Annotated in this window: 25 protein-coding genes; 18 read left to right on the plus strand and 7 right to left on the minus strand. The window is 67.1% G+C overall.

The window, feature by feature from the left end; translation table 11 throughout:
- From V2B31_RS06225 to ligA, 6 genes are all read left to right on the plus strand, one after another.
- On the plus strand, nucleotides 1-372 hold a 372-nt coding region (locus V2B31_RS06225; protein ID WP_328276497.1), incomplete at its 5' end, for a S1 RNA-binding domain-containing protein.
- A gap of 149 nt (nucleotides 373-521) precedes the next feature.
- Nucleotides 522-1,544 carry a sensor histidine kinase gene (locus V2B31_RS06230; RefSeq protein WP_328276501.1) on the plus strand — a complete coding sequence of 341 codons (1,023 nt, stop codon included), beginning with the start codon at nucleotides 522-524 and terminating at the stop codon, nucleotides 1,542-1,544.
- A gap of 55 nt (nucleotides 1,545-1,599) precedes the next feature.
- A complete protein-coding gene (locus tag V2B31_RS06235) occupies nucleotides 1,600-2,400 on the plus strand; it encodes an outer membrane protein assembly factor BamD (RefSeq protein ID WP_328276504.1) in 801 nt (266 codons plus the stop codon).
- A 205-nt stretch (nucleotides 2,401-2,605) separates the two neighbouring features.
- Nucleotides 2,606-4,282, plus strand: coding sequence for a DNA repair protein RecN (recN, locus tag V2B31_RS06240; RefSeq protein ID WP_328276506.1), 1,677 nt, complete (start codon nucleotides 2,606-2,608; stop codon nucleotides 4,280-4,282).
- An 85-nt stretch (nucleotides 4,283-4,367) separates the two neighbouring features.
- A complete protein-coding gene (locus V2B31_RS06245; RefSeq protein ID WP_328276508.1) occupies nucleotides 4,368-4,742 on the plus strand; it encodes a putative quinol monooxygenase in 375 nt (124 codons plus the stop codon).
- 299 nt (nucleotides 4,743-5,041) lie between these two features.
- Nucleotides 5,042-7,153 carry an NAD-dependent DNA ligase LigA gene (gene ligA / locus V2B31_RS06250; RefSeq protein ID WP_328276509.1) on the plus strand — a complete coding sequence of 704 codons (2,112 nt, stop codon included), beginning with the start codon at nucleotides 5,042-5,044 and terminating at the stop codon, nucleotides 7,151-7,153.
- Between the two features lie 102 nt (nucleotides 7,154-7,255).
- On the opposite strand, the gene yghU is transcribed toward ligA, so the two are convergent.
- Nucleotides 7,256-8,131 (minus strand): glutathione-dependent disulfide-bond oxidoreductase, encoded by an 876-nt coding sequence (yghU, locus tag V2B31_RS06255; RefSeq protein ID WP_328276510.1) that lies wholly within the window; start codon nucleotides 8,129-8,131, stop codon nucleotides 7,256-7,258.
- A 301-nt stretch (nucleotides 8,132-8,432) separates the two neighbouring features.
- On the opposite strand from yghU, the gene groES reads away from it, so the two are divergent.
- The 5 genes from groES to V2B31_RS06280 all read left to right on the plus strand — a co-directional run bounded on the left by groES (nucleotide 8,433) and on the right by V2B31_RS06280 (nucleotide 13,516).
- Nucleotides 8,433-8,720, plus strand: coding sequence for a co-chaperone GroES (gene groES / locus V2B31_RS06260; protein ID WP_021243753.1), 288 nt, complete (start codon nucleotides 8,433-8,435; stop codon nucleotides 8,718-8,720).
- Between the two features lie 155 nt (nucleotides 8,721-8,875).
- A complete protein-coding gene (groL, locus tag V2B31_RS06265) occupies nucleotides 8,876-10,519 on the plus strand; it encodes a chaperonin GroEL (protein ID WP_328276514.1) in 1,644 nt (547 codons plus the stop codon).
- Between the two features lie 74 nt (nucleotides 10,520-10,593).
- The gene (locus tag V2B31_RS06270) at nucleotides 10,594-11,013 is read left to right on the plus strand and encodes a DoxX family protein (protein WP_328276516.1); all 420 of its coding nucleotides are present in this window, start codon (nucleotides 10,594-10,596) and stop codon (nucleotides 11,011-11,013) included.
- A gap of 228 nt (nucleotides 11,014-11,241) precedes the next feature.
- Nucleotides 11,242-13,185, plus strand: coding sequence for a putative bifunctional diguanylate cyclase/phosphodiesterase (locus V2B31_RS06275; protein WP_328276674.1), 1,944 nt, complete (start codon nucleotides 11,242-11,244; stop codon nucleotides 13,183-13,185).
- Nucleotides 13,186-13,252: 67 nt separating this feature from the next.
- Nucleotides 13,253-13,516, plus strand: coding sequence for a hypothetical protein (locus tag V2B31_RS06280; protein WP_328276518.1), 264 nt, complete (start codon nucleotides 13,253-13,255; stop codon nucleotides 13,514-13,516).
- 3 nt (nucleotides 13,517-13,519) lie between these two features.
- On the opposite strand, the gene V2B31_RS06285 is transcribed toward V2B31_RS06280, so the two are convergent.
- Nucleotides 13,520-14,473 (minus strand): L-threonylcarbamoyladenylate synthase, encoded by a 954-nt coding sequence (locus V2B31_RS06285; protein WP_328276520.1) that lies wholly within the window; start codon nucleotides 14,471-14,473, stop codon nucleotides 13,520-13,522.
- Nucleotides 14,474-14,581: 108 nt separating this feature from the next.
- On the opposite strand from V2B31_RS06285, the gene V2B31_RS06290 reads away from it, so the two are divergent.
- Complete coding sequence (locus tag V2B31_RS06290) at nucleotides 14,582-15,400, plus strand: ATP-binding protein (protein ID WP_328276522.1); 819 nt, start codon at nucleotides 14,582-14,584, stop codon at nucleotides 15,398-15,400.
- A gap of 3 nt (nucleotides 15,401-15,403) precedes the next feature.
- Here V2B31_RS06290 and V2B31_RS06295 read toward each other — a convergent pair whose 3' ends face one another.
- Complete coding sequence (locus V2B31_RS06295; protein WP_328276524.1) at nucleotides 15,404-16,729, minus strand: PQQ-dependent sugar dehydrogenase; 1,326 nt, start codon at nucleotides 16,727-16,729, stop codon at nucleotides 15,404-15,406.
- Between the two features lie 43 nt (nucleotides 16,730-16,772).
- The gene (locus V2B31_RS06300) at nucleotides 16,773-16,940 is read right to left on the minus strand and encodes a hypothetical protein (RefSeq protein ID WP_328276526.1); all 168 of its coding nucleotides are present in this window, start codon (nucleotides 16,938-16,940) and stop codon (nucleotides 16,773-16,775) included.
- Nucleotides 16,941-17,171: 231 nt separating this feature from the next.
- On the opposite strand from V2B31_RS06300, the gene V2B31_RS06305 reads away from it, so the two are divergent.
- A complete protein-coding gene (locus V2B31_RS06305) occupies nucleotides 17,172-17,381 on the plus strand; it encodes a hypothetical protein (protein ID WP_328276528.1) in 210 nt (69 codons plus the stop codon).
- 146 nt (nucleotides 17,382-17,527) lie between these two features.
- Here V2B31_RS06305 and argC read toward each other — a convergent pair whose 3' ends face one another.
- Genes argC through V2B31_RS06320 form a run of 3 tightly spaced genes read right to left on the minus strand, consistent with a single transcriptional unit; the run spans nucleotide 17,528 to nucleotide 19,744 of the window.
- The gene (gene argC, locus V2B31_RS06310; protein ID WP_328276530.1) at nucleotides 17,528-18,472 is read right to left on the minus strand and encodes an N-acetyl-gamma-glutamyl-phosphate reductase; all 945 of its coding nucleotides are present in this window, start codon (nucleotides 18,470-18,472) and stop codon (nucleotides 17,528-17,530) included.
- The gene (locus V2B31_RS06315) at nucleotides 18,469-19,377 is read right to left on the minus strand and encodes a C40 family peptidase (RefSeq protein ID WP_422247747.1); all 909 of its coding nucleotides are present in this window, start codon (nucleotides 19,375-19,377) and stop codon (nucleotides 18,469-18,471) included. Before V2B31_RS06315 ends, argC begins: the two co-directional genes overlap by 4 nt.
- Nucleotides 19,349-19,744, minus strand: a complete 396-nt coding sequence (locus V2B31_RS06320) for a MarR family winged helix-turn-helix transcriptional regulator (RefSeq protein WP_328276532.1) — start codon at nucleotides 19,742-19,744, stop codon at nucleotides 19,349-19,351. The genes V2B31_RS06315 and V2B31_RS06320 overlap by 29 nt, the downstream gene beginning before the upstream one ends.
- A gap of 166 nt (nucleotides 19,745-19,910) precedes the next feature.
- Here V2B31_RS06320 and V2B31_RS06325 point away from each other — a divergent pair, with 166 nt between their 5' ends.
- Genes V2B31_RS06325 through V2B31_RS06345 form a run of 5 tightly spaced genes read left to right on the plus strand, consistent with a single transcriptional unit; the run spans nucleotide 19,911 to nucleotide 24,670 of the window.
- A complete protein-coding gene (locus tag V2B31_RS06325) occupies nucleotides 19,911-20,345 on the plus strand; it encodes a CoA-binding protein (RefSeq protein WP_328276534.1) in 435 nt (144 codons plus the stop codon).
- A gap of 39 nt (nucleotides 20,346-20,384) precedes the next feature.
- A complete protein-coding gene (locus V2B31_RS06330) occupies nucleotides 20,385-22,652 on the plus strand; it encodes a molybdopterin cofactor-binding domain-containing protein (RefSeq protein WP_328276536.1) in 2,268 nt (755 codons plus the stop codon).
- The gene (hemH, locus tag V2B31_RS06335; protein WP_328276538.1) at nucleotides 22,649-23,662 is read left to right on the plus strand and encodes a ferrochelatase; all 1,014 of its coding nucleotides are present in this window, start codon (nucleotides 22,649-22,651) and stop codon (nucleotides 23,660-23,662) included. Before V2B31_RS06330 ends, hemH begins: the two co-directional genes overlap by 4 nt.
- A gap of 19 nt (nucleotides 23,663-23,681) precedes the next feature.
- On the plus strand, nucleotides 23,682-24,404 hold the full coding sequence (gene phbB / locus V2B31_RS06340; RefSeq protein ID WP_328276540.1) for an acetoacetyl-CoA reductase: 723 nt from the start codon (nucleotides 23,682-23,684) through the stop codon (nucleotides 24,402-24,404).
- Nucleotides 24,404-24,670 (plus strand): ribbon-helix-helix domain-containing protein, encoded by a 267-nt coding sequence (locus V2B31_RS06345; RefSeq protein WP_328276541.1) that lies wholly within the window; start codon nucleotides 24,404-24,406, stop codon nucleotides 24,668-24,670. The genes phbB and V2B31_RS06345 overlap by 1 nt, the downstream gene beginning before the upstream one ends.
- The last annotated feature ends 48 nt before the right edge of the window (nucleotides 24,671-24,718 follow it).

The following is a 24,718-nucleotide window of genomic DNA, read 5'->3' on the forward strand; positions in this document are numbered from 1 at the left end:
GAGCGCGTCGAAAAGCCGACCGACGTCGTGTCGGAAGGCCAGGAAGTGAAGGTCAAGGTTCTCGAAATCGACCCGCGCGGCAAGGTGCGCCTGTCCATGCGCGTCGTCGATCAGGAAACCGGCGAGGAACTGGAGGACACCCGTCCCGCCCGCGAACCGCGTGAACCGCGCGGCGACCGGGGTGATCGTGGCGAAGGCCGTGGCGATCGCGGTCGTGGCCCGCGTCGCGACGGCGGCGATCGTGGCGGACGGGGTGGCGACCGGGGCGGCGATCGTGGCCCCCGCCGCGACCGTGGTCCCCGCGGCGAGGGCGGCAAGGGCGATGATGACGGCTCCAACGCCGGTCTGCCCGACTTCCTGACCCAGGATTGATCCGCTTCAAGTCCTAACCGACGCTAGGAAGAGGGCGCATGGATGATCCGTGCGCCCTTTTTCGTTCCTAACGCACAGATTGACTAATCTCGATCAATGCGGTTGCGAAACCATCTGTTACGATGTGGGTTCCTGGGTCGGGGAAAGCTATGCAGCGGAAGAATGAGCGTTTTGTCGAGCGCCTGCCGCTCGTGCCCGATCGTCCCGTCTATGCCTATATCGTCACTCTGATATTCTGCGCCGCCGCCTTCGCCTTGCGGGAGGCGGCCGCGCCGCTGCTGCCCAACGGCTATCCCTTCGTCACCTTCTTCCCCGCCGTCATCCTCTCATCCTTCCTCTTCGGCGTGCGGCCGGGTATTTTCGCGGCCCTGCTCTGCGGCTTCGTCTCCTGGTATTTCTTCATCCCGCCGTTCGGGCAGGTGGTGCTGAACCCGGCGGTGGCGGTGGCGATGGTCTTCTACACCGCCGTGGTCACGACCGACATCGTGTTGATCCACTTCATGCAGCGCGCCAATTTCAACCTTGCCGTGGAGCGCGAACGCAACCGCGCGCTCGCGGAAAATCGCGAGCTGCTCTTCCATGAGCTTCAGCATCGCGTGTCGAACAATCTTCAGGTCGTCGCCGCCATGCTCGCGCTCCAGCGCCGCCATGTCGATCATGAGGTCGCGCGCCGCGCGCTGGACGACGCCTCGTCGCGGCTGGCTCTGGTCGGCCGCATCAGCCGCGCGCTCTATGACAGCAGCGGGGCAGGGCAGGACATCGCCGCTTTCCTCACCACGCTCACCACCGACATCATGGAGGCGAGCGGGCGGCAGGACGTGTCGGTGAATGTCGCCGCGCCCGAAGGGCTGCGGCTCGACCCCAATATCACCGTGCCGCTGGCGCTGGTCGTGGCCGAATCCGTCAGCAACGCGATCGAACATGGCCTGCCCGACTGCGCCGGGCGCATCCATGTCAGCCTGGAGATAGGCGAAGGCGGCCGGCTCTCGCTCCAGATCGCCGACGATGGCAAGGGGATCGCGCCCGATTTCCAGATCGGCAACGAACAGTCGCTGGGCCTTCGCATCGCCAATGCGCTGGCGGCGCAGCTCGGCGGCAGTTTCGCGCTGGCGCCGGGGCCGCGCAAAGGGGCCGTCGCCCGGCTCGATCTGCCGCCCGGCGCAACCGCCTGATGCATCCTTATTCTGGCGCTTGGCGGCGGCCCGTCGCTCGGCTATGACCCGGCCCATGCTGACGAAAACCATGACGCGCCTGAGCGTCGCCCCCATCTCCGCTCTTGCCGCTCCGGTCCTGCTCGCCGCCCTGCTTTCGGGTTGCGCCACGTCGAAGAACAAGGCCGACACCCAATATGTCGCCCGTGACGTATCGACCCTCTACAATAGCGGCAAGGACCGGCTTGATCGCGGCCAGTATAAGCTCGCCGCCGCTTTGTTCGACGAGGTGGAGCGTCAGCATCCCTATTCGCCCTGGGCGCGCCGGGCGCAGCTCATGTCGGCGTTCAGTTACTATATGAACCAGGATTATGCCGAATCCATCTCGGCGGCGCAGCGCTTCCTCGCGATCCACACCGGCAACAAGGACGCGCCCTACGCTTATTATCTGATCGCGCTCTGCTATTATGAACAGATCGCCGACGTCACCCGCGACCAGAAGATCACCCAGCAGGCGCTCGATGCGCTCGGCGAACTGATCCGCCGCTATCCCGATACGCGCTACGCCGCCGACGCGCGGCTCAAGGTCGATCTCGTCAACGATCACCTCGCCGGCAAGGAGATGGAGGTCGGCCGCTTCTACCAGAGACGCGGCCAATGGCTCGCCGCCACGCTGCGCTTCCGCGCCGTGGTGGACAAATATCAGACGACCACCCACACGCCCGAAGCGCTGGAGCGCTTGGTCGAATCCTATCTCTCGCTCGGCATCCCCGAAGAGGCGCAGAAAGCCGCCGCCGTGCTCGGCCGCAACTATCCCGGCTCCGAATGGTATGAGCGCAGCTACAAGCTCATGGAGCGCCATGGCGGCAAGGCGTGACGTAAGTTATTCCCCTCCCTGTTAGGGAGGGGTCGTTTCAGGTCGGTCAAGCTCCCAGCTTGACCTAAACAGCATGGGGTGCTGTTTACCTGAAACGAGGTGGGTCGCGAGCGAAGCGAGCGTCCAGCCTCACCATTGCATGCGCCACCAAGACGGCGCACCCACCCCCTGCCCCTCCCTGGAAGGGAGGGGGGAGTAGCTTGGTTTGCTGACCAGTCTCGCCATCCGCAATGTCGTGCTGATCGAGGCGCTGGACCTGGAGTTCGGCGCGGGCCTCTCCGTCCTCACCGGCGAAACCGGCGCGGGCAAGTCCATCCTCCTCGACTCGCTCGGCCTCGCGCTCGGTGCGCGCGCGGAGAGCGGGCTGGTGCGGGCAGGGGAGCCACAAGCCAGCGTCACCGCCGCTTTCGATCCACCCACGCCCGACAGCCGCGCCGCCGCGCTGCTCGCCGACAACGGCATCGACATGGAACCGGGCGAGCCTTTGCTCATCCGCCGGACGCTCAAAGCCGATGGCGGTAGCCGCGCCTTCGTCAACGATCAGCCCTGTTCCGCCGCGCTGCTGCGCGACCTGGGTGGCACGCTGGTGGAAATCCACGGCCAGCATGACGATCGCGGCTTGCTCAACCCACGCGGCCATCGCACCCTGCTCGACGCCTACGGCCGCTGCGATACGAGCGCGGTCGCGACCGCTCACGCCGCCTGGCGTGCCGCCGCCGCCGCTCTGGCGGACGCGCGCGCCACCGTCGAAACCGCCGCGCGCGACCGCGATTATCTGACCCACGCCGTCGCGGAACTCACCAAATTCGCGCCCGAACCTGGCGAGGAGGAGACGCTCGCCACCGAGCGCGCGACGATGCAGAAGGGCGCGCGCCTGACCGACGATCTCGCCGCCGTGAGCGATTGCCTGACCGGATCGGACGGCGGCCTCGCCCAATTGCGCCAGGCCGCCCGCCGCCTCGACCGCATCGCCGGGGAAGAGCCTTTGCTCACCGCTGTCCTCGACGCGCTCGACCGCGCGGTGGCGGAAGCAGGCGAGGCGGAAGATCGCCTCGCCGAAGCCGCCGAGGCGCTGTCCTTCGATCCCGCCCGCCTCGACGCGATCGAGACCCGCCTGTTCGACCTGCGCGGCCTCGCCCGCAAGCATCAGGTTGCGCCCGACGACCTTGCCGCCCTGCGCGACGACATGGCCGCAAAACTCGCCGCGATCGAAGGGGGAGAAGAGCATATCGCTACGCTTGAGGCCGATGTCGCGCGCAAGGCCGAAGCCTATCGCGCCGCCGCCCAGGCCCTTTCCGCCGAGCGCCAGCTCGCCGCCGGCCGCCTCGACGCCGCGGTCGCAGGCGAACTCGCGCCGCTGAAGCTCGACGCCGCCCGCTTTCGTACCGTCGTGGCCCAGTTGGACGAAGGGCAATGGAGCGCGCAGGGCATGGACCGGGTGGAGTTCGAAATCTCCACCAACCCCGGCGCGCCTTTCGCCCCGCTGGCCAAGATCGCGTCGGGCGGCGAACTCTCCCGCTTCATCCTCGCGCTCAAGGTCGCGCTGGCGGAACGAGGCGGGGCGGACACGTTGATCTTCGACGAGATCGACCGGGGCGTGGGCGGCGCAGTCGCCGACGCGATCGGCGAGCGCCTTTCCCGCCTCGCGCAGAGCAACCAGATCCTCGTCGTCACCCACAGCCCGCAGGTCGCCGCGCGAGGGGTGGGCCATCTCCTCATCGCCAAATCGAGCGCCAGCAAAAATGGGGGCACCGTCACCCGCACCGGCGTCCACGCCCTAGATGATGCGGAACGCCGCGAGGAAATCGCGCGGATGCTCTCCGGCGCGGAAATCACGGCGGAGGCGAGAGCGCAAGCGGAGCGGCTGCTGGAGCGGGCTTGACTCCCCCATCCGTTCGGTTCGAGCTTGTCGAGAACCGGCGCGCTGGGTTCTCGACAAGCTCGAACCGAACGGAGAAGGTAGAGGCATGACCCACAACCGCAGAGACATGCTCGGCCTCACCGCCGCGACCCTCGCCGCCAGCGCAATCCCCGCCGCCGCGCAGGAGGCCAAGCCCCGCTACGGCCCCATCGGCCAGATGCTCAGCACTCCCGGCAAGCGCGACGACCTCGTCGCGATCCTGACCGCCGCCGCCGGCGCGATGCCTGGCTGCCTCTCCTACATCGTCGCGCTGGATGCGACCAACCCCGACGCGATCTGGATCACCGAAGTCTGGGACAGCAAGGACAGCCACGCCGCCTCGCTCCGACTCCCCGCCGTCCGCGCCGCCATCGCAAGGGCCCGCCCGCTCATCGCCGGCTTCCCGCACAGCTTCGAGACGGTGCCGGTGGCTGGGGTATGATGGCAACGATGTTTGCCATGTGGGGCATGGCTTTGGCGGGCGTCTTTTGTCTCGTTCGCTCAATCCTCGATTTTCGAGAGAAGCGGTATGTGCTTGGCGTTCTCGGCTTGGTGAGCGGTGGCATTATCCTTCTCACGCCTATTCCCACGCACGCCATAAAGATCGACCTTCCAAGGACATCGACCCGATAGGCAATTCTCCAGTGCTCCTGCGAACGCAGGAGCCCAGGGTTGACCGAAGCGACATCTCGCCCTGGGCTCCTGCTTTCGCAGGAGCACGGCAGGCGTTAAGAGCAGGGCATGACCGACCCCGCCACCCTCTCCGAAGCCGAAGCCGCCAACCGCCTGATGCGCCTCGCCAAGGAGGTCGCGCGGCACAACCGGCTGTATCACGATCGGGATGCGCCCGAGATCAGCGACGCGGACTATGATGCGCTGATCCGCGAAAACAACGCCCTCGAAGCACAATTTCCGCACCTGATCCGCGCTGATTCCCCGAACGCGCAGGTCGGCGCGGTCCCCAGCACGGCGCTCAAAAAAATCCCCCACGCCGTTCGCATGATGAGCCTCGACAACGGCTTTTCGGACGAGGACATCGCCGAGTTTCTTGCCCGCGTCCGCCGCTTCCTCGCGCTGCCCGATGACGAGCCGCTGGCGCTCACCGCCGAGCCCAAGATCGACGGCCTGTCCTGCTCGCTCCGCTACGAAAAGGGCGAGCTGGTCCTCGCGGCCACGCGCGGCGACGGGACGACCGGGGAGGACGTCACCGCCAACGTCGGCACCATTGCCGACATCCCGCAGACCCTGCGAGGCCCGAACATACCCGACCTGTTCGAGGTGCGCGGCGAAGTCTATATGGCGAAGGCCGACTTCGTGGCGCTCAACGCTCGCCTCCTCGCCGAGGCCGAAGACCCGGAAAAAGCCCGCCAGTTCGCCAACCCCCGGAACGCCGCCGCCGGATCGCTGCGGCAGAAGGACGCCGCCGTCACCGCCAGCCGCCCGCTGCGCTTCCTAGCCCATGGCTGGGGCGCGCACAGCGCCGTTCCCGCCGACACGCAGCTTGGCGTCATGCAGGCCATCGCAAGCTGGGGCCTGCCCGTCTCCGACCGTCTCACCCGCGTCGACAGCCTCGAAGCCCTCATCGCCCATTACCGCGCGATCGAATCCGCCCGCGCCGACCTCCCCTTCGACATCGACGGCGTCGTCTACAAGGTGGACCGGCTCGACTGGCAGCAGCGCCTGGGCTTCGTCGCCAAGGCGCCCCGCTGGGCCATCGCCCATAAATTCCCCGCCGAGCGCGCGCAGACCACGCTCGAAGCCATCGACATTCAGGTCGGCCGCACCGGCAAGCTCACTCCCGTCGGCCGGCTCACCCCGGTCACCGTGGGCGGCGTCGTCGTCTCCAACGTCACGCTCCACAATGCCGACGAAATCGCGCGCCTTAGCGTCCGCCCCGGCGACCGCATCGTCGTCCAGCGCGCCGGCGACGTGATCCCGCAAGTGGTCGAAAACCTCACCCGCGACGAACCGCGCGACCCCTTCCTCTTCCCCGACCATTGCCCCGTCTGCGGCTCCGAAGCCGTGCGCGAGGAAGGGGAGGTGGACATTCGCTGCACCGGCGGCCTCATCTGCCCCGCCCAGCGCTTTGAGCGCCTGCGCCATTTCGTCAGCCGCGCCGCGCTCGACATCGAAGGGCTCGGCGAAAAGACGATCCAGGAGTTTCTCGACCTGGGCTGGATCGCCGAGCCCGCCGACATTTTCCGCCTGAAGGCACACCGCGCGGACCTGCTCGGCCGGGAGGGGTGGAAGGAGAAATCGGTCGACAATCTCCTCTCCGCGATCGAGGCGAAGCGCCAGCCCGACGCCGCGCGCCTGCTCTTCGGCCTCGGTATCCGCCACACCGGCGCGGTGACGGCGCGCGACCTGCTCAAGCGTTACGCCACGCTCCCGGCCATCCGCACGCTGGCGCAGGAGATCATCGCCTTGCGCGATCAGCCCTTCGACACCCAGGCCAAGCGCGACAAGGCCATCGCCGACCATATCGGCGTCGAAAATGTCGGCGCGGCGGTCGGCCATGCGCTCGCCGACTTCTTCCACGAGCCACACAATGTCGCCGCCTGGGACGACCTCCTGTCCGAAGTCTCCCCGCCGCCCTACATGGTCGAAACCACCGCCAGCGCCGTCACCGGCAAGACCGTCGTCTTCACCGGCAAGCTCGAAACCATGAGCCGCGACGAAGCGAAGGCGCAGGCGGAGCGGCTGGGCGCGAAGGCCGCCGGCTCCGTCAGCGCCAAGACCGACCTCGTCGTCGCGGGGCCGGGCGCGGGCAGCAAACTCAAGCAGGCCGCGGCGCTCGGCATAGAAGTGATCGACGAAGCCGCCTGGGCGGAGATCGTCAAGGCGGCGGGGTAGGGGTGACCCACATAGCCGTTCCCCGGCGCAGGCCGGGGTCCAGTTCCACCCTCTGAACTGGACCCCGGCCTGCGCCGGGGAACAGCTTTGCTAAAAGATCGATTATGCCGCCCCCTGCACCTTGTCCTGCGTCTTCGTCTCAAAATCGCTCGCGTCATGCCGCTCGTGCAGCTGCTCCTCCAACGGCCCGTTCGCCTTGTTGACCATGCGCCCGCGCTTCACTGCCGGCCGCGCGTCGATCTGCTGCGCCCAGCGGGTGAGGTTCTTGTAGCTCGGCGCGTCCAGAAACACCTCGGCCCCCGGATAGCTGCGCCCGAGCGCCACCCCGCCATACCAGGGCCAGATCGCGATATCGGCGATCGTATAGTCGTCGCCCGCCATATATTCATGATCCGCCAGATGCCGGTCGAGCACGTCGAGCTGCCGCTTCGCCTCCATTGCATAGCGGTTGATCGGATACTCATATTTCTCCGGCGCATAGGCGAAGAAATGGCCGAACCCCCCGCCCAGGATCGGGGCGGCCCCCATCTGCCAGAACAGCCAGTTCAGCGTCTCGGTGCGCGCAGGGCCATCCGCAGGCAGGAACTTGCCATACTTCTCGGCGAGATAGACCAGGATCGATCCTGACTCGAACACGCGGCGGGGCGGCGAGACGCTATGGTCGACCAGCGCGGGGATCTTGCTGTTGGGGTTGATGTCGACAAAGCCGCTCGAAAACTGGTCGCCCTCGCCAATCTTGATGAGCCAGGCGTCATATTCGGCCTCCGCCACGCCCGCCGCCAGCAATTCTTCCAGCAATATGCCGACCTTCTGGCCGTTGGGCGTTGCAAGCGAATAGAGCTGAAGCGGATGCCGCCCCACCGGCAATGTCTTATCATGGGTCGGCCCCGCAATCGGCCGGTTGATATTGGCGAACGCGCCGCCACTGTCCTTGACCCATGTCCAGACCTGGGGCGGGGTATAGCCGGTCTCGCTCAACGCACGATCCTTTCAGCAGGGAAACGATGCCGCGCAGGTAGGAAGCGGAGCCGAGCGCCACAAGGCTTGCGGCCGTTCCTTTGCCCGCTTCGTCGCACGGCACTCGCAAGATGCGCCGCGCGGCGCAAAAAAGTGATCGAACCATCTTGACGCCCGCGCCTGCACAGCCATATTCGCGCCGCTAGCACTCTCGATCAATGAGTGCTAACAGAAGGAAGTTCATCGGGAGAAGGATTCGGCGCGGCACCCCTTGTGGCGGCTGCTCCATCCCGTCCCGAACAGCTAGGGAAAGGCACTCAACATGGCATTTCGTCCGTTGCACGACCGTGTTCTCGTCCGCCGCGTGGAAGCGGAAGAGAAGACCGCTGGCGGCATCATCATCCCCGACAGCGCCAAGGAAAAGCCGCAGGAAGGCGAAATCGTCGCCGTCGGCACCGGCAGCAAGGCCGAAGATGGCAAGGTGACCCCGCTCGACGTCAAGGCCGGCGACCGCATCCTGTTCGGCAAATGGTCGGGCACCGAGGTGAAGGTCGATGGCGAAGACCTGCTCATCATGAAGGAATCGGACATTCTGGGCGTTGTCGCCTGAATTTATCCTGCCTCTCCCCGTTCGCCCTGAGCCTGTCGAAGGGCTCGGCCGAACGAAGTGAGGCGCTTCGCTCCGCTCAGTGGCAGGCTTCGACAAGCTCAGCCCGAACGGAGTTTTGGACACTCAACTCGAAACATAAGTAGAGGAATTAGATCATGGCAGCGAAGGACGTAAAGTTTTCGCGTGAGGCGCGTGAGCGCATCCTGCGTGGCGTCGACATCCTGGCCGACGCGGTCAAGGTGACCCTGGGGCCGAAGGGCCGCAACGTCGTCATCGACAAGAGCTTCGGCGCGCCCCGCATCACCAAGGACGGCGTCAGCGTCGCCAAGGAAATCGAACTGAAGGACAAGTTCGAGAATATGGGCGCCCAGATGGTGCGCGAAGTGGCGTCGAAGACCAACGACATCGCCGGTGACGGCACCACCACCGCCACCGTTCTCGCCCAGGCGATCGTGCGCGAAGGCATGAAGTCGGTCGCCGCCGGTATGAACCCGATGGACCTGAAGCGCGGCATCGACCTTGCCGTCGGCAAGGTTGTCGAGGACATCAAGGCCCGCTCGAAGCCCGTCTCGGGCTCGAACGAAGTCGCCCAGGTCGGCATCATCTCCGCCAATGGCGACCGTGAAGTCGGCGAAAAGATCGCCGAAGCGATGGAGAAGGTCGGCAAGGAAGGCGTCATCACCGTCGAGGAGGCCAAGGGTCTCGAATTCGAACTGGACGTCGTCGAAGGCATGCAGTTCGACCGCGGCTATCTGTCGCCCTACTTCATCACCAACCCGGAAAAGATGCAGGTCGAACTCGCCGACCCCTACATCCTGATCCACGAGAAGAAGCTCAGCAACCTCCAGTCGATCCTGCCGATCCTCGAAGCGGTCGTGCAGTCGGGCCGTCCGCTGCTCATCATCGCGGAAGACATCGAAGGCGAAGCGCTGGCGACCCTGGTCGTCAACAAGCTGCGCGGCGGCCTCAAGGTCGCGGCGGTCAAGGCGCCCGGCTTCGGCGATCGCCGCAAGGCCATGCTGGAGGACATCGCCGTCCTGACCAAGGGCGAAGTCATCAGCGAGGATCTCGGCATCAAGCTGGAGAATGTGACCCTCGGCATGCTCGGCACCGCCAAGCGCGTCACCATCGACAAGGACAACACCACCATCGTCGATGGCGCGGGTGAAGCCGACGCGATCAAGGGCCGCACCGAGCAGATCCGTGCGCAGATCGAGACCACCACGTCCGACTATGACCGTGAGAAGCTCCAAGAGCGTCTCGCCAAGCTGGCCGGCGGCGTTGCCGTCATCAAGGTCGGCGGCGCGACCGAAGTGGAAGTCAAGGAGCGCAAGGACCGCGTCGACGACGCGCTGCACGCGACCCGCGCGGCCGTGGAAGAAGGCATCGTCCCCGGTGGCGGCACCGCGCTGCTCTACGCGACCAAGTCGCTCGACGGCGTCACCGGCGCCAATGACGACCAGACGCGCGGCGTGGACATCGTCCGCAAGTCGCTGACCTCGCTCGTCCGTCAGATCGCGGCGAACGCCGGCCATGACGGCGCGGTCGTCTCGGGCAAGCTGCTCGACCAGACCGACACCTCGTTCGGCTTCAACGCCGCGACCGACACCTACGAAAATCTGGTTGCCGCTGGCGTCATCGACCCGACCAAGGTCGTGCGCACCGCGCTCCAGAACGCCGCGTCGGTCGCTGGTCTGCTCATCACCACCGAAGCCACCATCGCCGAGCTGCCGGAAGACAAGTCCGCTGCTCCCGCGATGCCCGGCGGCATGGGCGGCATGGGCGGCATGGACTTCTGACGCGAAGCGTCGCCCCGGCGCAGGCCGGGGTCTCATGCCTCCGAATGCAAGTTCGAGGAAAGGCCGGCGCAGCGATGCGCCGGCCTTTTCTTGCTTTCGGCCGGGAAGGGCTGTCCTACTCGCCCTCGCCACGTCAATATGCCACCATGCCTCTCTCCCCCGATCGCACGGCAGCCATCGCCCGCCTGACTCTCGCGCCGCTCTATCTGCTCGCGGGCATCGTCCATCTGCTGCGCCCCGACATCTTCGCGCCGCTGATGCCGCCCGGCATCCCGCAGCCGCACGCCGTCATCCTGCTGACGGGCATTGCGGAGATCGCCGGCGCGTCCGCCCTGTTCGTTCCCCGGCTGCGCGCGTTCGCGGGCGTGATGCTCGCTCTTTACGCGCTGTGCGTCTATCCGCTCAACATCCAGCACGCTGTCCGCGACCTGTCCACCGGCACGGGCCTCGGCTTGGCCTATCACTATATCCCCGTCTCTTCGCGCAGCCCCTGATCTGCTGGTGGGCGCTGGTGGCTGGCAAGGCGTTGCCGAGGCGCTGACCCGCCCAGTCCGGCGACGGCTCCGGCGTGCGCTGCCGCCCGTCAACCCCGCCGCCCGAGCGCCAGCCGCTCGGCGGCTTAGCGTTAACCAGATGCTAAATCGAACATGCGATCAGCGGAGTGGGAACCGGAGACCCGCAATTTGCGCGTTTTGACGACATTGCTGGACAAGATCAAGGCGATGCGCCCCGCGCATGACGCCGATGTGCGCCGCAGCCTCGTTGAATCGCTCTATGCCTCGCCCGCATCGCTGACGATCGGCGCCGTCACCGGCGTCGCCGTAGGTCTCGTCATCAGCGGCATGTCGCAGCCCGGCCCGATCCAGTGGGTAGTCGCCGCGCTGTGCCTCGTCGCCTCGCTGCGCGTCGTTTCCGCCGTCTTCTTCCATCGCCAGCTCGTGCGCGGCGCGGCGGTCGCCTCGCGCACCTGGGAACTCGCCTATGAGCTTGGCGCCTGGGGCTATTCCGGCCTGCTCGGGCTCATGGCCTTCGTCACCCTGTTGGGGTCGCGCGATCCGGTGACGCATATGCTCAGCGTCTCGATGGCGACCGGCTATGCCGGCGGCATTTCAGGGCGCAACGCCGGCCGCGTGCAGATCGCCATCGGCCAGGTTTGCCTCACCCTTCTCCCGACCGCGACCGGCCTCTGGCTCCAGGGATCGACCGGCTATCGCGTGCTCGCCGTCGCCATGGTGATGATGGTGCTGGGCCTTGCCGAAATCAGCTCGACCATCCACCGTATCGTGGTTCAGGCGCTGGTCGGCCGGCGCGACAAATCGCTGCTCGCCGAAAAATTCGAGCGGCTCGCGCGTTTCGACAGCCTGACGGGCCTCGAAAACCGCATGGCGATGCAGATGAGGCTGCGCGACATTTTCGAAACCAGCGAGAAGCGCACCGACGCCGTCACCATTCTCTGGATGGATGTCGATCGCTTCAAGGAAATCAACGACTCGCTTGGCCATATGGTCGGCGACCAGCTGCTGCGCGTCGTCGCCGAGCGATTGAACGAGGTCGTGCAGGGGCAGGGGCGCATCGCCCGCTTCGGCGGCGACGAATTCGTCATCATCTGCCCCGACATGGACCGCGTCACCGCCGCCGCGCTGGCGCAGGAGATATTGGGCGATTTCGCCCATGGCTTCGACCTTGGCGAAAACCACCTCCAGGTCACAGCCTCGATCGGCTATGCCGTCGCGCCGCAGGATGGGCGCGACATGGACGAGCTGATGCAACATGCCGACCTTGCCCTCTATGAGGCGAAGCGCGACGGCCGCAACCGCGCCGCGACCTTCAACTGGTCGCTGAAGGAACGCTTCAACCGCGTGCACGAGATCGAGACCGGCCTGCGCCGCGCGCTCGACCAGGGCGAACTCAAACTGCTGTTCCAGCCGATCGTCGATCTGGAAACCGGCCATATCGACGCCTGCGAAGCGCTGATGCGCTGGGACCATCCCGTCCTGGGGCCGATCCCGCCGTCCGAATTCATCCCGATCGCCGAAAGCATGGGCATGATCGAGGCGATGACCGGCTGGGTGCTGCGCGAAGCCTGCGCCACCGCCATGGCCTGGCCGGGCGAGGTGCGCATGGCGATCAACATCTCGCCCGCTTCGCTCAAGTCGGCGGACCTGCCCGCCAATGTCATCGAAGCGCTGATGGACAGCGGCCTGCCCGCCCGCCGGCTGGAGCTGGAAGTCACCGAATCCATCTTCCTCGACGATAGCGGTCAGACCAACGCGGTGCTGCGCGAATTGCAGCGGATCGGCCTGCGCCTTGCGCTCGACGATTTCGGCACCGGCTATTCCTCGCTCTCCTATCTGCGCTCCTACCGCTTCGACACGCTCAAGATCGACCAGAGCTTCATGGCCGGCGTCAGCGCCAATGTGGAGGACCGCGCGATCGTCCGCGCGATCGGCAACCTCGCCCGCGACCTTGCGATGGACACCGTGGCCGAGGGGATCGAAACCCCCGACCAGCTGCAATGGGCGCGGGAAGCGGGCTTCACCAATGTGCAGGGCTATCTCTTCAGCCGGCCCGTCGCGCGCGACCGCATCGCCGAACTGATCGCCGCCGGCCCGCTCGCCGGCACGCAGCGGCCCGATCCCGTCCGCCCCATCCGCCGCGCCTCCTGACGAACGCTTAGGCTGCGGTTAATCTTGCCTGTGCCATGGCCGGGCAGAGACGTTAGGGGGACTGACCATGAACAGGATGATGATCGCCGCGCCGCTGCTGCTGCTGGCTCTGCCCGGCTGCGTCGCCAAGACCGCGCTTGACATCGCGACCATGCCCGTGCGCGCGGGCGCGCAGGCGGCGGACTGGGCTACCACTAGCCAGGACGAGGCCGACCGCAATTACGGCCGCAAGATGCGCGAGAAGGAAGCGCGCGAAGGGCGCGAGCGCAAGAAGGCGGAAAAGGAACGCCGCCGCCAGTGCCGCAAGGCTGGCTATGAGGATTGCGATTGAGGGTCAGGCCGCCGCACGCCGCAGCCGGTCGTTGATCGCCGCGCCCACCCCTTCGCTCGGGATCGGCGCGACCGCGATGCGCGGAGCAGCGCTGACGTCTGCAATGTGCAGCGCGGCGAACAGATTGGCCGCCGCTTCGGTCAGGTCCGCCTCGGTGCTGAGGTTGATGTGGCAGGGCATCAGGCCGAAGCCGATCAGATAATCCTCCTTCTCGGCCCGCAACGCATTGAGGCGCACCGGCTTTGACGGCGCATAATGGCTCTCCAGCTGTCCCGGTGCCTCGATCTTGCCGCCCGCCGCTGCCACGACCGGCAGGCCGCTCGCCGCCTCCAGCATCGCGGCGGTCACCGGGCCGGGCCGCAGCAGCCTGAGCTTGTCCTCTTCCGGCGCGGCGATGGTCGATTCAAGCCCCTCGCTCGTCGGCCCCTCGTCCAGGATCAGCCGGATCTTTCCGTCCAGGCTGGCAAGCACATGCTCCGCCCGCGTCGGGCTGATCGACCCGCTGCGATTGGCGGAAGGCGCGGCGAGGGGGCATCCGGCCGCGCGGATCAGCGCCCGCATCGCCGGATGCGCCGGCAGCCGCAGCGCCACGGTCGGCAGGCCCGCCGTCACCAGCGGGGACAGGCCGCTCGTCTCCCGCACCGGCAGCACCAGGGTCAGCGGTCCCGGCCAGTATCGATCCGCCAGCGCCCGCGCGCCTGGCGAAAACAGCGCCAGCCGCTCGGCCATGTCCCGGTCGGCGACATGCACGATCAGCGGGTTGAAGCTCGGCCGCCCCTTGGCGCTATAGATCGCCGCGACCGCATTGCTGTCGGTCGCATCGGCGGCAAGGCCATAGACCGTCTCGGTGGGGACGGCGACCGGCTCGCCCGCCCGGATCAGCAGCGCGGCCTCGCGCAGCGCCTCCGCGCTATAGCGCAGGCTCCTCGTCGAAAAGGCTGGATAGGCGATGGTCACGGCCCCCGCGATATAGTCCCCGGCTCTGCGGAGTAAAAGGCCATTACGACAGGCCAATGACAGCGGTTGCGCCTTGCGGGGAAAGGTCGGTCCCCCTAATCCGGCGCGATGACCGACGCTCTCCTGACCCGCATAGCCGAGGCGCTCGAACGGCTCGCGCCGCCGCCCGCCGCGCCCACCGATCTCGCCGCCGCGCCCGCCTATGTCTGGGACGGCCGCGCCATCGCGCCGGTCGAGGCGTTCGCGCCGGTCGATTACGACCTGCTGACCGGCATCGATGCGCAGAAGCAGGCGCTGCTCGATAACAGCCGCCGCCACGCCGCCGGCCACGCCGCGCATGACGTGCTGCTCTGGGGCGCGCGCGGCACGGGCAAGTCGGCGGTCGTCGCGGCGGTCGTCGCCCGGCTCCAGCGCGACGGGCAGGACATCGCCCTGCTGCAATGCGCGGTCGATGAACTGGCGAGCCTCCCGGCACTCTTCTCGCTCCTGCGCGCTAGCCGCCGCCCCTTCATCCTCTTCCTAGACGATCTCGGCTTTGACGATCATGGGGCAGGGGACGCACGCGCGCTCCGCTCGCTGCTTCAGGGCGGCACGGCGGCGCGCCCGGCCAATGTCCGGCTTTATGTGACCTCCAACCGCCGCCACATCGTCCCGCGCCACCTCGCCGAGCAAGACGACCCGATCAACCCGCGCGATGTGGTGGACGACAAGATGGCGCTGTCCGACCGCTTCGGGCTCAGCCTCGGCTTCCACGCCATCGATCAGGACGCCTATGTCGCGATCGTGCGTGGCTATGCGGCGACGCTAGGGCTGACAGTCGATCCGCTGGAGGCGATTCAGTGGGCGACCCAGCGCGGCAGCCGCTCCGGCCGCGTCGCCTGGCAATATGTGGTCGAACTGGCAGGACGCAACGGGCTGGCGCTCTGACCGCTATTTCGCGGCCGTCACCCGCCACACCACGCCGCCGACATCGTCGCTGACCAGCAGCGCGCCGCTTTTGTCGCCGGTCACATCGACCGGACGGCCCTGCGCGTTCCCATCGCGGTCGAGAAAACCCGTCAGGACATCGATCGGCTTGGCCTTGCCCGCCTCGCCATCGGCAAAGCCCACGAACACCACCTTGTACCCAGCGGCCGGCTTGCGGTTCCAGCTTCCGTGCAGGCCGACGAACGCGCCGTCCGCATAGGGCGCGCCCAGTTTCACCGTGTCGGCGAAGGCCAGCCCGAGCGGGGCGACATGGTTGCCCAGCGCATAGTCGGGCCGCTTGGTATATTCGCGCATTTCGGGCCGCTGCGGCTGCACCCGCCGATCTTCATAACCGCCCCAGTAATTCCACGGCCAGCCATAGAAAGCGCCGAACTCGATCCGGCTCAGATAATCGGGCACAAGATCGCTGCCCAGCATGTCGCGCTCATTGACCACGCCCCATAGCGCGCCGCTCTCCGGCTCGAACGCCAGCCCCACCGGGTTGCGCAGCCCCGACGCGAACACCCGTTTGTAGCCGGTCTTGGGATTGACCTCCCACACCGCCGCGCGGTTCTTTTCCTGGTCCAGCCCCTTTTCGCCGATATTGCTGTTGGACCCGACGCCGACATAGAGCAGCCCGTTGGGGCCGGCGACCAGGCTCTTGGTCCAGTGCATGTTGGGCGCATTGGCCGGCAGGTCCAGGATCTTGCGCCCCTTGGCGTTGATCTTGAGGTCGCCTTCCCTGTAGGGGAAGGCCATCAGCGCGTCGGTATTGGCGACATAGAGCGTGTCGCCCACCAGCGCCATGCCATAGGGCGAATGCAGCCCGGTCAGGAACGCGGCCTTCGTTTCCGCCCGCCCGTCGCCATCGGCATCGCGCAGCAGGGTGATGCGGTTGGCGGAAGGAACGCCCGCGCCCGCCTTGTCCATCAGATAGGACATGACCCGATCGACGATGCCTTCCTTGGGCCGGGGCGGGCTGTTGGTTTCGGCCACCAATATGTCGCCATTGGGCAGCCGCAGCAGCGATCGCGGATGGGCCAGCCCTTCGGCGAAGCGCGCCACGGCAAGCCCCTTGGCCGCCACCGGCTTCGCGCCCGCCGCCCATGGCTTCACCTCGGCGATGTTGATGGTGGGCAGCATTTCGCTCCGCGCGCTGGTGAAGACCGGCTCGCGCCCGGTGTCGGCGCCGATGGGCAGCCGGGCGGTGTCGCCCTGCGCGAAATAGAGGAAAGCGCCGCCGGCCAGGGCCAAGGCGACGAGCGGCAGGACGATGATATGCTTGTTCATGCCGCCTATCTATGCCGCTGCCGGTCCAGCGACAAGGCGGCGATCAGCGTTCGCGCAGATAGAGCAGCAGCGCGATGACGATCCCCAGCACCAGGCCGCTCAGCAGCCCGATGCTGGGCTGCCCCAGCAGCCCGCCGATAATCGTGCCGGCGAGGATCAGCAGCGCGATGATCGCGCCCGCGCCGGTCGGAGTCTTGCTGCCTTTCGTCATCGCGCCGCCTTGCCATCATCGTGGCGCCGATGCCAGCCTCTTTGCGCCGCCGCTCCTCCTGCCCCGCAGAGGGACCGGCCGTCCCGTTCTGGCACATATGACCCGGATCGGGACTTGGCTAACAGCCGATTCACCCTCGTCCCCCGCCGGCTGCGCCATCGCGTCAAACTGGCACGGCGGTTGTATCTCCCCTGCGCATAAGCACGCCGGATAAGAAGCGGGGGTCGCACGATGCAGTTGCCATATCTTGCCAATCGCAAGAGCTATGAGGATGCCGCCGAACTGATGGCGGCGTTCGGCGCGAACGCGGGCTATGAAGCCGCCGCGCGCGCGGACCGGAGCCTCGATCAGGGCAATCATATCCATTTCTGCCATTGGCGGCAGATCGAACGGCTGATCGTGCTGCTGGCCTACGAGCAACCGCTCGGCACGATCCACTGACGGCCTATAAAAGCCGGCGTCGGCCAGCGTCACAATTTCTTGTTCCCCGGCGAAGGCCGGGGTCCAGTCCGGAGCGTGGAACTGGACCCTTGATAGGAGTCACGTGCCTCCCATCAACTGCGCCGGGCAACAGCGCGATGTTTATGTCAGAGCCGCAGCCCGGCCGTCTCCGGCAATCCCGCCAGGATATTGAGGTTCTGCGCCGCCGCGCCCGCCGCGCCCTTGCCCAGATTGTCGAGCGCCGCCGTCAGCCGCACCTGCCCTGTGGCTTCATTGGCGAAGACGAACAGCGCCAGCCGGTCGGTCGCGCCGACATGCTCCAGCGCCAGTCCGCTCATCGCCGCGCTCTCGTCCAGCGCCGCGACGCTGACGATCGGCGACCCTTCATAGGCAGCGGCCAGCGCCGCATGAACATCGCCAACCGAAGGCGCGCCCGGCAGCGCGTTCAGGTGCAACGGCACCTCCACGATCATGCCGCGATAGGCGTTCGCCACGCCCGGCGCGAAGATCGGCGGATGCGCCAGTCCCGAATAGCGCGTCATTTCCGGCAGATGCTTGTGCGTCAGCGACAGGCCATAGGGGCGGTAGGCGCTCGGGGCGCCGGCCGCGCCTTCATAGTCCGCGATCATCGCCTTGCCGCCGCCCGAATAGCCGGTCGCGCCCGACACCGACACCGGCCAGTCGGCGGGCAGCAGTCCGGCCAATACCAGCGGCCGCACCAGCGCCAGAAAGCCGGTCGGCCAGCAGCCCGGATTGGCGACGAAGCGGCTCTCCGCCAGCCGCGCGCGATGCCCCGGCTCCAGTTCGGGAAAGCCGTAGGTCCATCCGTCCGCCACGCGATGCGCGGTCGATGCGTCAATCACGCGGGTATGGTCATTGTCGATCAGCGCCACCGCCTCTCGCGCGGCGTCGTCGGGCAGGCACAATATGACGATGTCGGCGGCGTTCAGCGCCGCGCGCCGCGCGCCAGCATCCCTGCGGTCCTTCTCCTCGACCGTCAGCAACGTCAGTTCGGGTCGTCCCGCCAGCCGCTCGGCGATCTCAATGCCGGTGGTGCCATGGCCCCCGTCGATAAAGATGCGGCTGCTCATGCGTCGATCCTCCGCCGCGCGATAACGAGATGCTCGTGCCGGTCGGCCAGCCGCGCGACGACATCGGCCAGCGGCTCCTCGACCACTGCCATCCAGTGCGCATTGGCGTGGAGCAGTGTCCGCGCATCGGTCATGATGCCGACATGGCCGGGAAAGAAGATGAGGTCGCCCCGCCGCAACTTCGCCTCGCTGTCGATCGGGCTGCCGATCCCTTCGCATTGCAGGTCGGTGTCGCGCGGCGCGGCGATGCCCACCTGCCCCAGCGCCACCTGCACCAGCCCCGAACAGTCGATCCCGCGATGCCCGCGCCCGCCCCAGACATAGGGCTGACCCAGATAGCGCTGCGCCACCGCGACCCAGTCGCCCGGCGGCGCAGCGACCGGCCCGGCGTGGCGGCGATGAATGAATCCCTCGGCGCAGGCGATGAAGTCGCCCTGATCCTCGCCCGCGAACTGCGCCCCGCCCGGCCAATAGTCCGCGATCGCGCTCTTGATGTCGGCCGCGCTGAACAGGGGCGCGACCCGCGCCATGATCCGGTGGGTCGGCGTCTCGGCCACGTCCAGCGCGTCGCGCCGGATATAGCCGACATAGCCGTCATGCCCGCAAAAGCCCCAAGCCCAGTCGGTCGTGACGTCGAGCGCGTGAAACGTCTCGCCGCGCAGCAATTGGCTCACCGCTTCCGCGGTCGGAGCGGCCGCCGCCAGGATCGCCGCACCCGGCGCCACGCAGGTCAGCGGCACGGCGCGCGCATAATGGGCGGAAAACAGCGTCCCGGCGAGCGACAGGTCGGCAAGGTCGCCTCGGGCGGCATGCACCCGCCGGTCCAGCGCTACTGACCGGCCATCCAGCCTGAAACGGGTTCTGGCAGCGGCTCGGTCAAGAGGGGGAGTGGTCATGCCTTTCATCGCGCGCGGTTCCTGCGATGAAATGGTGAAAGGCGTCAAGAAATTCCGCCCCCTTGGGTGTGCGGGTGATGAAAATATTGCGCCGGTCCGCCGCATCCCGCTCGCGCCGCAGATAACCGAGCGCCGACAATTTGTTGAGCGCGCGGGTGATGACGGGCTTCGACACATGCAGCGCTTCGGCCAGGCCCCGCACGGTATGCGGTCCCTGGCCGATATAGACGGTCATCATCAGCGCCATCTGCCGATTGGTGAGGTCGGGCTTGCCAGAGCGGACATAGTCCACCAGCGTTCGCATCCATTGACCGAGCGGCTGGATGCCGGGGCGTTCTATTTCGATGGCTTGATGACTGGCTGCGTGCGCGTTCATGCGGCCTTAACGCATGATTCCCAATCCGGTTGCGTAACGGATGCGGCGCTGATGCAGCATTTGCGGCGCTGTGGTGCGGGGTGCGCGAATGTCAGACAAAAGCGGCTATGGGAACGCCTTGCGCATGGCTTCGTCCTCCCCATCTGACGGACGAAGGAGACACGCCATGCCGCTTACCGCCGCTCAGGATATCGCCGACCTGCTCACGCAAACCCGCACCATCGCGCTGGTCGGCATATCCGACCGGCCCGACCGCGCCAGCTATTCGGTCATGGCCTTCCTTCAGGACCATGGCTATCGCGTCCTCCCGGTCAATCCCCAGATTGCCGGCGAGCATGTCCATGGCGAATTTGTCTGGGGTCGTTTGTCGGACATCGGCGTGCCCATCGACATGGTGGACATCTTCCGCCGCAGCGAGGCCGCCGGCGAAGCGGTGGACGAAGCGATCGCCATCGGCGCGAAATCGGTGTGGATGCAGATCGGCGTCGTCAATGAAAGCGCCGCCGCTCGCGCCGAAGCGGCTGGCCTCAAGGTCGTGATGGACCGCTGCCCCGCGATCGAAATCCCGCGCCTCGGCGTCGCGCCCGTCGCTGCGGATTAACGCTAGGCATCGCGCCTGCCCGTCCCTATCAGGGCAGCCATGGGGCGATCACCGCGACTAGGTGCGACAGGCAGGAAGGGCATCGACCGCCGGACCCTGCTCATCGGCGGCGGCGCGGCGGCGGGGCTGCTGCTCGCTTGGGGCGCTTGGCCGCGCAGCTACAAGCCGAACCTCAACGCCGGTCCCGACGAGACGATCGTCAACGCCTTCCTCAAGATCGACCGCTCCGGCCAGATCATCGTCATCGTGCCGCAGACCGAAACCGGGCAGGGCGTCACGACGCTGCTGCCGCAGATATTGGCGGACGAACTCGGCGCAGACTGGCGTACCGTCGCGGTCCAGAGCGCGCCGGTCAGTCCTCTCTATGCCAACACCCTGCTCGCGCGCGAATGGCTGGCGAGCGACTGGACCCGGCTGATCGGCGGCGCGGGCGACTGGGCGATCGGCCAATATGCGACGCGCGGCGCGCTGATGCTGACGGGCGCGGGCACCTCCGTGCCCATGTTCCACGACGCCTATCGCGACGCGGGCGCGGCCGCGCGGGTGCTGCTGTGCAAGGCCGCCGCCGCCCGCTGGAACATCCCTTGGGAAAGCTGCGACATAGAAGGTGGCATCGTCACCGACGGCGCGGCCCGCCGGATGAAGATCGGCGACCTCGCCGGCGACGCCGTGACGTTCGACCTGCCCGACATCTTGCCCTATCGCCAGGGGCAGGAGAACCGCCTCGCCGGCCAGGATCTCCCCCGCCTCGACACGCCATCCAAGATCGACGGCAGCCATAATTTCGCCGCCGACATCCGCCTGCCCGACATGGTCTATGCCTCGATCCGGCAGGGGCCGATCGGCGATGCGACACTCGCGGGACATGACGATCGTGCGCCCGCCAGCGTCACCGGCTTCCTGAAGCTGGTGAAGCAGGAGCGCTGGGTCGCCGCCGTCGCCAGCAACTGGTGGGCGGCGAACAAGGCGCTCGACCTCGCCGATCCGGTGTTTACCCTGCATGGGCCGCCGGTCGGCAGCGAAAGCATCGACGCCGCGCTCGAAGCCGCTTTCTCCAGCAGCGCCGGCCGCCGCCTCTATTCTCAGGGCGATCTGCTCCCGGTGTTCGAGGGCGCGACCATCCTCGCCAGCGAATATCAGGTCGATCCCGGCCTCCACCTCGCGATCGAACCCCTCTGCGCCACCGCGCGAGTCACCAACGACGGCGCGGAAATCTGGCTCGCGACCCAGGCTCCGGCGTTGGCGCGGAACGCCATTGCCGCCGCGCTCGACCTGGCCGAAAGCGCCGTCGCCCTCTATCCGCTCCACGCCGGCGGCTCCTTCGGCCGCAAGATGGACTGGGAAGCCGGCGTCCAGGCCGCGCTCATCGCGCGCGACATCGGCCGCCCGGTCCAACTTTTATGGTCCCGGCTGGAGGATATCGTGCAGGACCGCCCCGGCGCGCCGGCCCATGCCCGCATGGCGGCGAAGCTCGGTCGCAACGGCGCGATTGAGGGCTGGCTGGCGAAGGTCGCCACCCCCTGCGCCATGACCCAGACCTGGGGCCGCATCGCCGACCGGAAATTGCCGCACGAGGCCGCTGCCAATGCTGCCGACACCCCGTCGCGCCTCGCCGTCGCCGGCATGGCCCCGCCCTATGCGATTCCCCACTGGGCGGTCGATCATTATCCCTGCAATGTCGGTCTGCCGCTCGGCTTCACCCGCGGCAACGCCCATCTCCACGGCGCGTTCTTCACCGAGAGCTTCGTCGATGAACTCGCGCATCTCGCAGGGATCGAGGCCATGTCCTTCCGCATCCAGATGCTCGGCGGCAATCCGCGCCTCGCCCATTGCCTGTCGACCGCAGCGGCGATGGGCGGCTGGCAGGGCGGCGTCGCGGGCAGCGGGCAGGGGATCGCCGCGCATCAGATGGGCGGCGCCTACGCCGCTATCATGGTCGAAGCGTCGATGAACGGCGACCAGCTCAGCGTCGGGCGGATTGTCGCGGCGGTCGATGCCGGCGATCAGGTCAATCCCGACATCGCCCGCCAGCAGATCGAGGGCGGGCTGCTCTACGGTCTTGCCTTCGCCATGGGTGCGTCGGTCCCCTATGAACGCGGCCTGCCGACCCGCGCCATCCTCGGCCGCATGAACTTGCCGCGCCTTGCCGACATTGGCGAGGTCACGGTCGAACTCATCCGCAGCACCGCCGACGCGGCCGGCGTCACCGATCTCGCCGCCCCGCTGGTCGCGCCGGCGGTCGCCAACGCCCTGTACACATGGACAGGTCAGCGGCTGCGCGGCCTGCCTCTAGTGGGAAACGCATGACCACCGCCAGGCCCGCCGATCACCCCGTCATCCCGTCCCCCAAAGTCGGGGTGCTGCTCATCAATCTCGGCACGCCCGACGGCCCCGATCCCAAATCGGTGCGCCGCTATCTCGCCGAATTTCTCTCCGACCGCCGCGTGGTCGAAATCCCGCCGCTCCTCTGGCAGCCGATCCTGCGCGGCGTCATCCTCACCACCCGGCCGAAGAAATCGGCCCACGCCTACCAGCAGGTCTGGACCGAGCAAGGCTCGCCGCTCGCCGTCCACACCCGCGCCACGGCGCAGGCGGTGCAGGCGGCGATGGGGGAGGGGATCGTCGTCGACTGGGCCATGCGCTACGGCAATCCCGGCATCGCCAGCCGGATGGCGGCAATGAAGGCGGCGGGCTGCGACCGCATCCTGCTCGCGCCGCTCTATCCCCAATATAGCGCCGCCACAACCGCCACCGCCAACGACGCCGCCTTTGCCGCGCTCGCCGCGATGCGCTGGCAGCCCGCGATCCGCACCCTGCCGCCCTATCATGACGATCCGGCCTATATCGCGGCGCTCAAAGCCTCGATCGAGCGCAGCCTCGCCGCGCTCGACTTCACGCCAGACGCGCTGCTCGCCAGCTTCCACGGTATGCCGGAGCGGACATTGCACCTCGGCGATCCCTATCATTGCCAGTCGGTCAAGACCGTCCGCCTGCTGCGCGAGGCACTCCCGCTCCCTGTCCATATGAGCTTCCAGTCGCGCTTCGGCCGCGCCAAATGGCTGGAGCCCGAGACCGAGGCGACCCTTGCCGGACTTGTGCGCAATGGTGTCCGAAATATTGCTGTCGTGACGCCCGGCTTTGCCGCCGATTGCCTCGAGACGCTGGAGGAAATCGCTCTGCGCGCGCGCGAGGCTTTTTTGCGCGAAGGCGGCGAAAAATTCGCCTATTTGCCCTGTCTAAACGCCTCGGGCGAAGCTATCACCCTCTACCATAGGCTATTGAGCCGCGAACTTTCGGGCTGGATAGACCAGCCCTGATGGAGGAGGAGAGCCAGAGATGTCGAGAGTGGCGATCGTAACCGGCGGAACACGGGGCATAGGCGAGGCGATCAGCCTGGCGCTCAGGGACATGGGCTACACGGTCGCGGCTAACTATGCCGGCAATGAGGCGAAGGCGAAGGCATTCACCGACGAAACCGGGATCGCCTCCTTCAAATGGGATGTCGGCGATCATCAGGCCTGCCTCGACGGCTGCGCGCAGGTCGCGGAACAGCTCGGCCCCATCGACATCGTCGTCAACAATGCCGGCATCACCCGCGACGGCGTGCTTGCCAAGATGAGCTTCGACGACTGGAACGAAGTCATGCGCATCAACCTCGGCGGTTGCTTCAACATGGCGAAGGCGACCTTCGGCGGGATGCGCGAGCGCGGCTGGGGCCGGATCGTCAATATCGGCTCGATCAACGGGCAGGCGGGCCAGTACGGCCAGGTCAATTATGCCGCCGCCAAGTCCGGCATCCACGGCTTCACCAAGGCGCTGGCGCAGGAAGGCGCGAAAAGCGGCGTGACCGTCAACGCCATCGCGCCCGGCTATATCGACACCGACATGGTCGCCGCTGTCCCCGCGCCGGTGCTCGAAAAGATCGTCGCCAAAATCCCGGTCGGCCGCCTGGGAGAGGCGCATGAAATCGCGCGCGGCGTCGCCTTCTTCTGTAGCGAGGATGGCGGCTTCGTGACCGGCAGCACGCTGTCGATCAACGGCGGCCAGCATATGTATTGATGCAGCGGGACGGCTCCGACCAGCCCTCGGGGCCGTCCTTCGCGCCGCCGGTCAAGCGCAGCGTCACCATCGCGGGCCATCAGACCGCGATCAGCCTCGAACCCATTTTCTGGGACGCGCTGCGCGCCGCGGCGGCGGCCGACAATCTCCCGATCAATGCGCTGATCGCGCGCATCGACGTGGCGCGCCTCGCCGCCGATCCTGCCCCCAATCTCGCCAGCGCGATCCGTTGCTGGCTTTTTGATCGAGCGCGTGATTATCGCTGATAGGAATTATTCGCATTAGCATTGACAGTAAGAACGATTCGCAATAGC

Source organism: Sphingobium sp., assembly GCF_036170395.1.
In the GTDB taxonomy this organism is placed as follows: Bacteria; Pseudomonadota; Alphaproteobacteria; order Sphingomonadales; family Sphingomonadaceae; genus Sphingobium.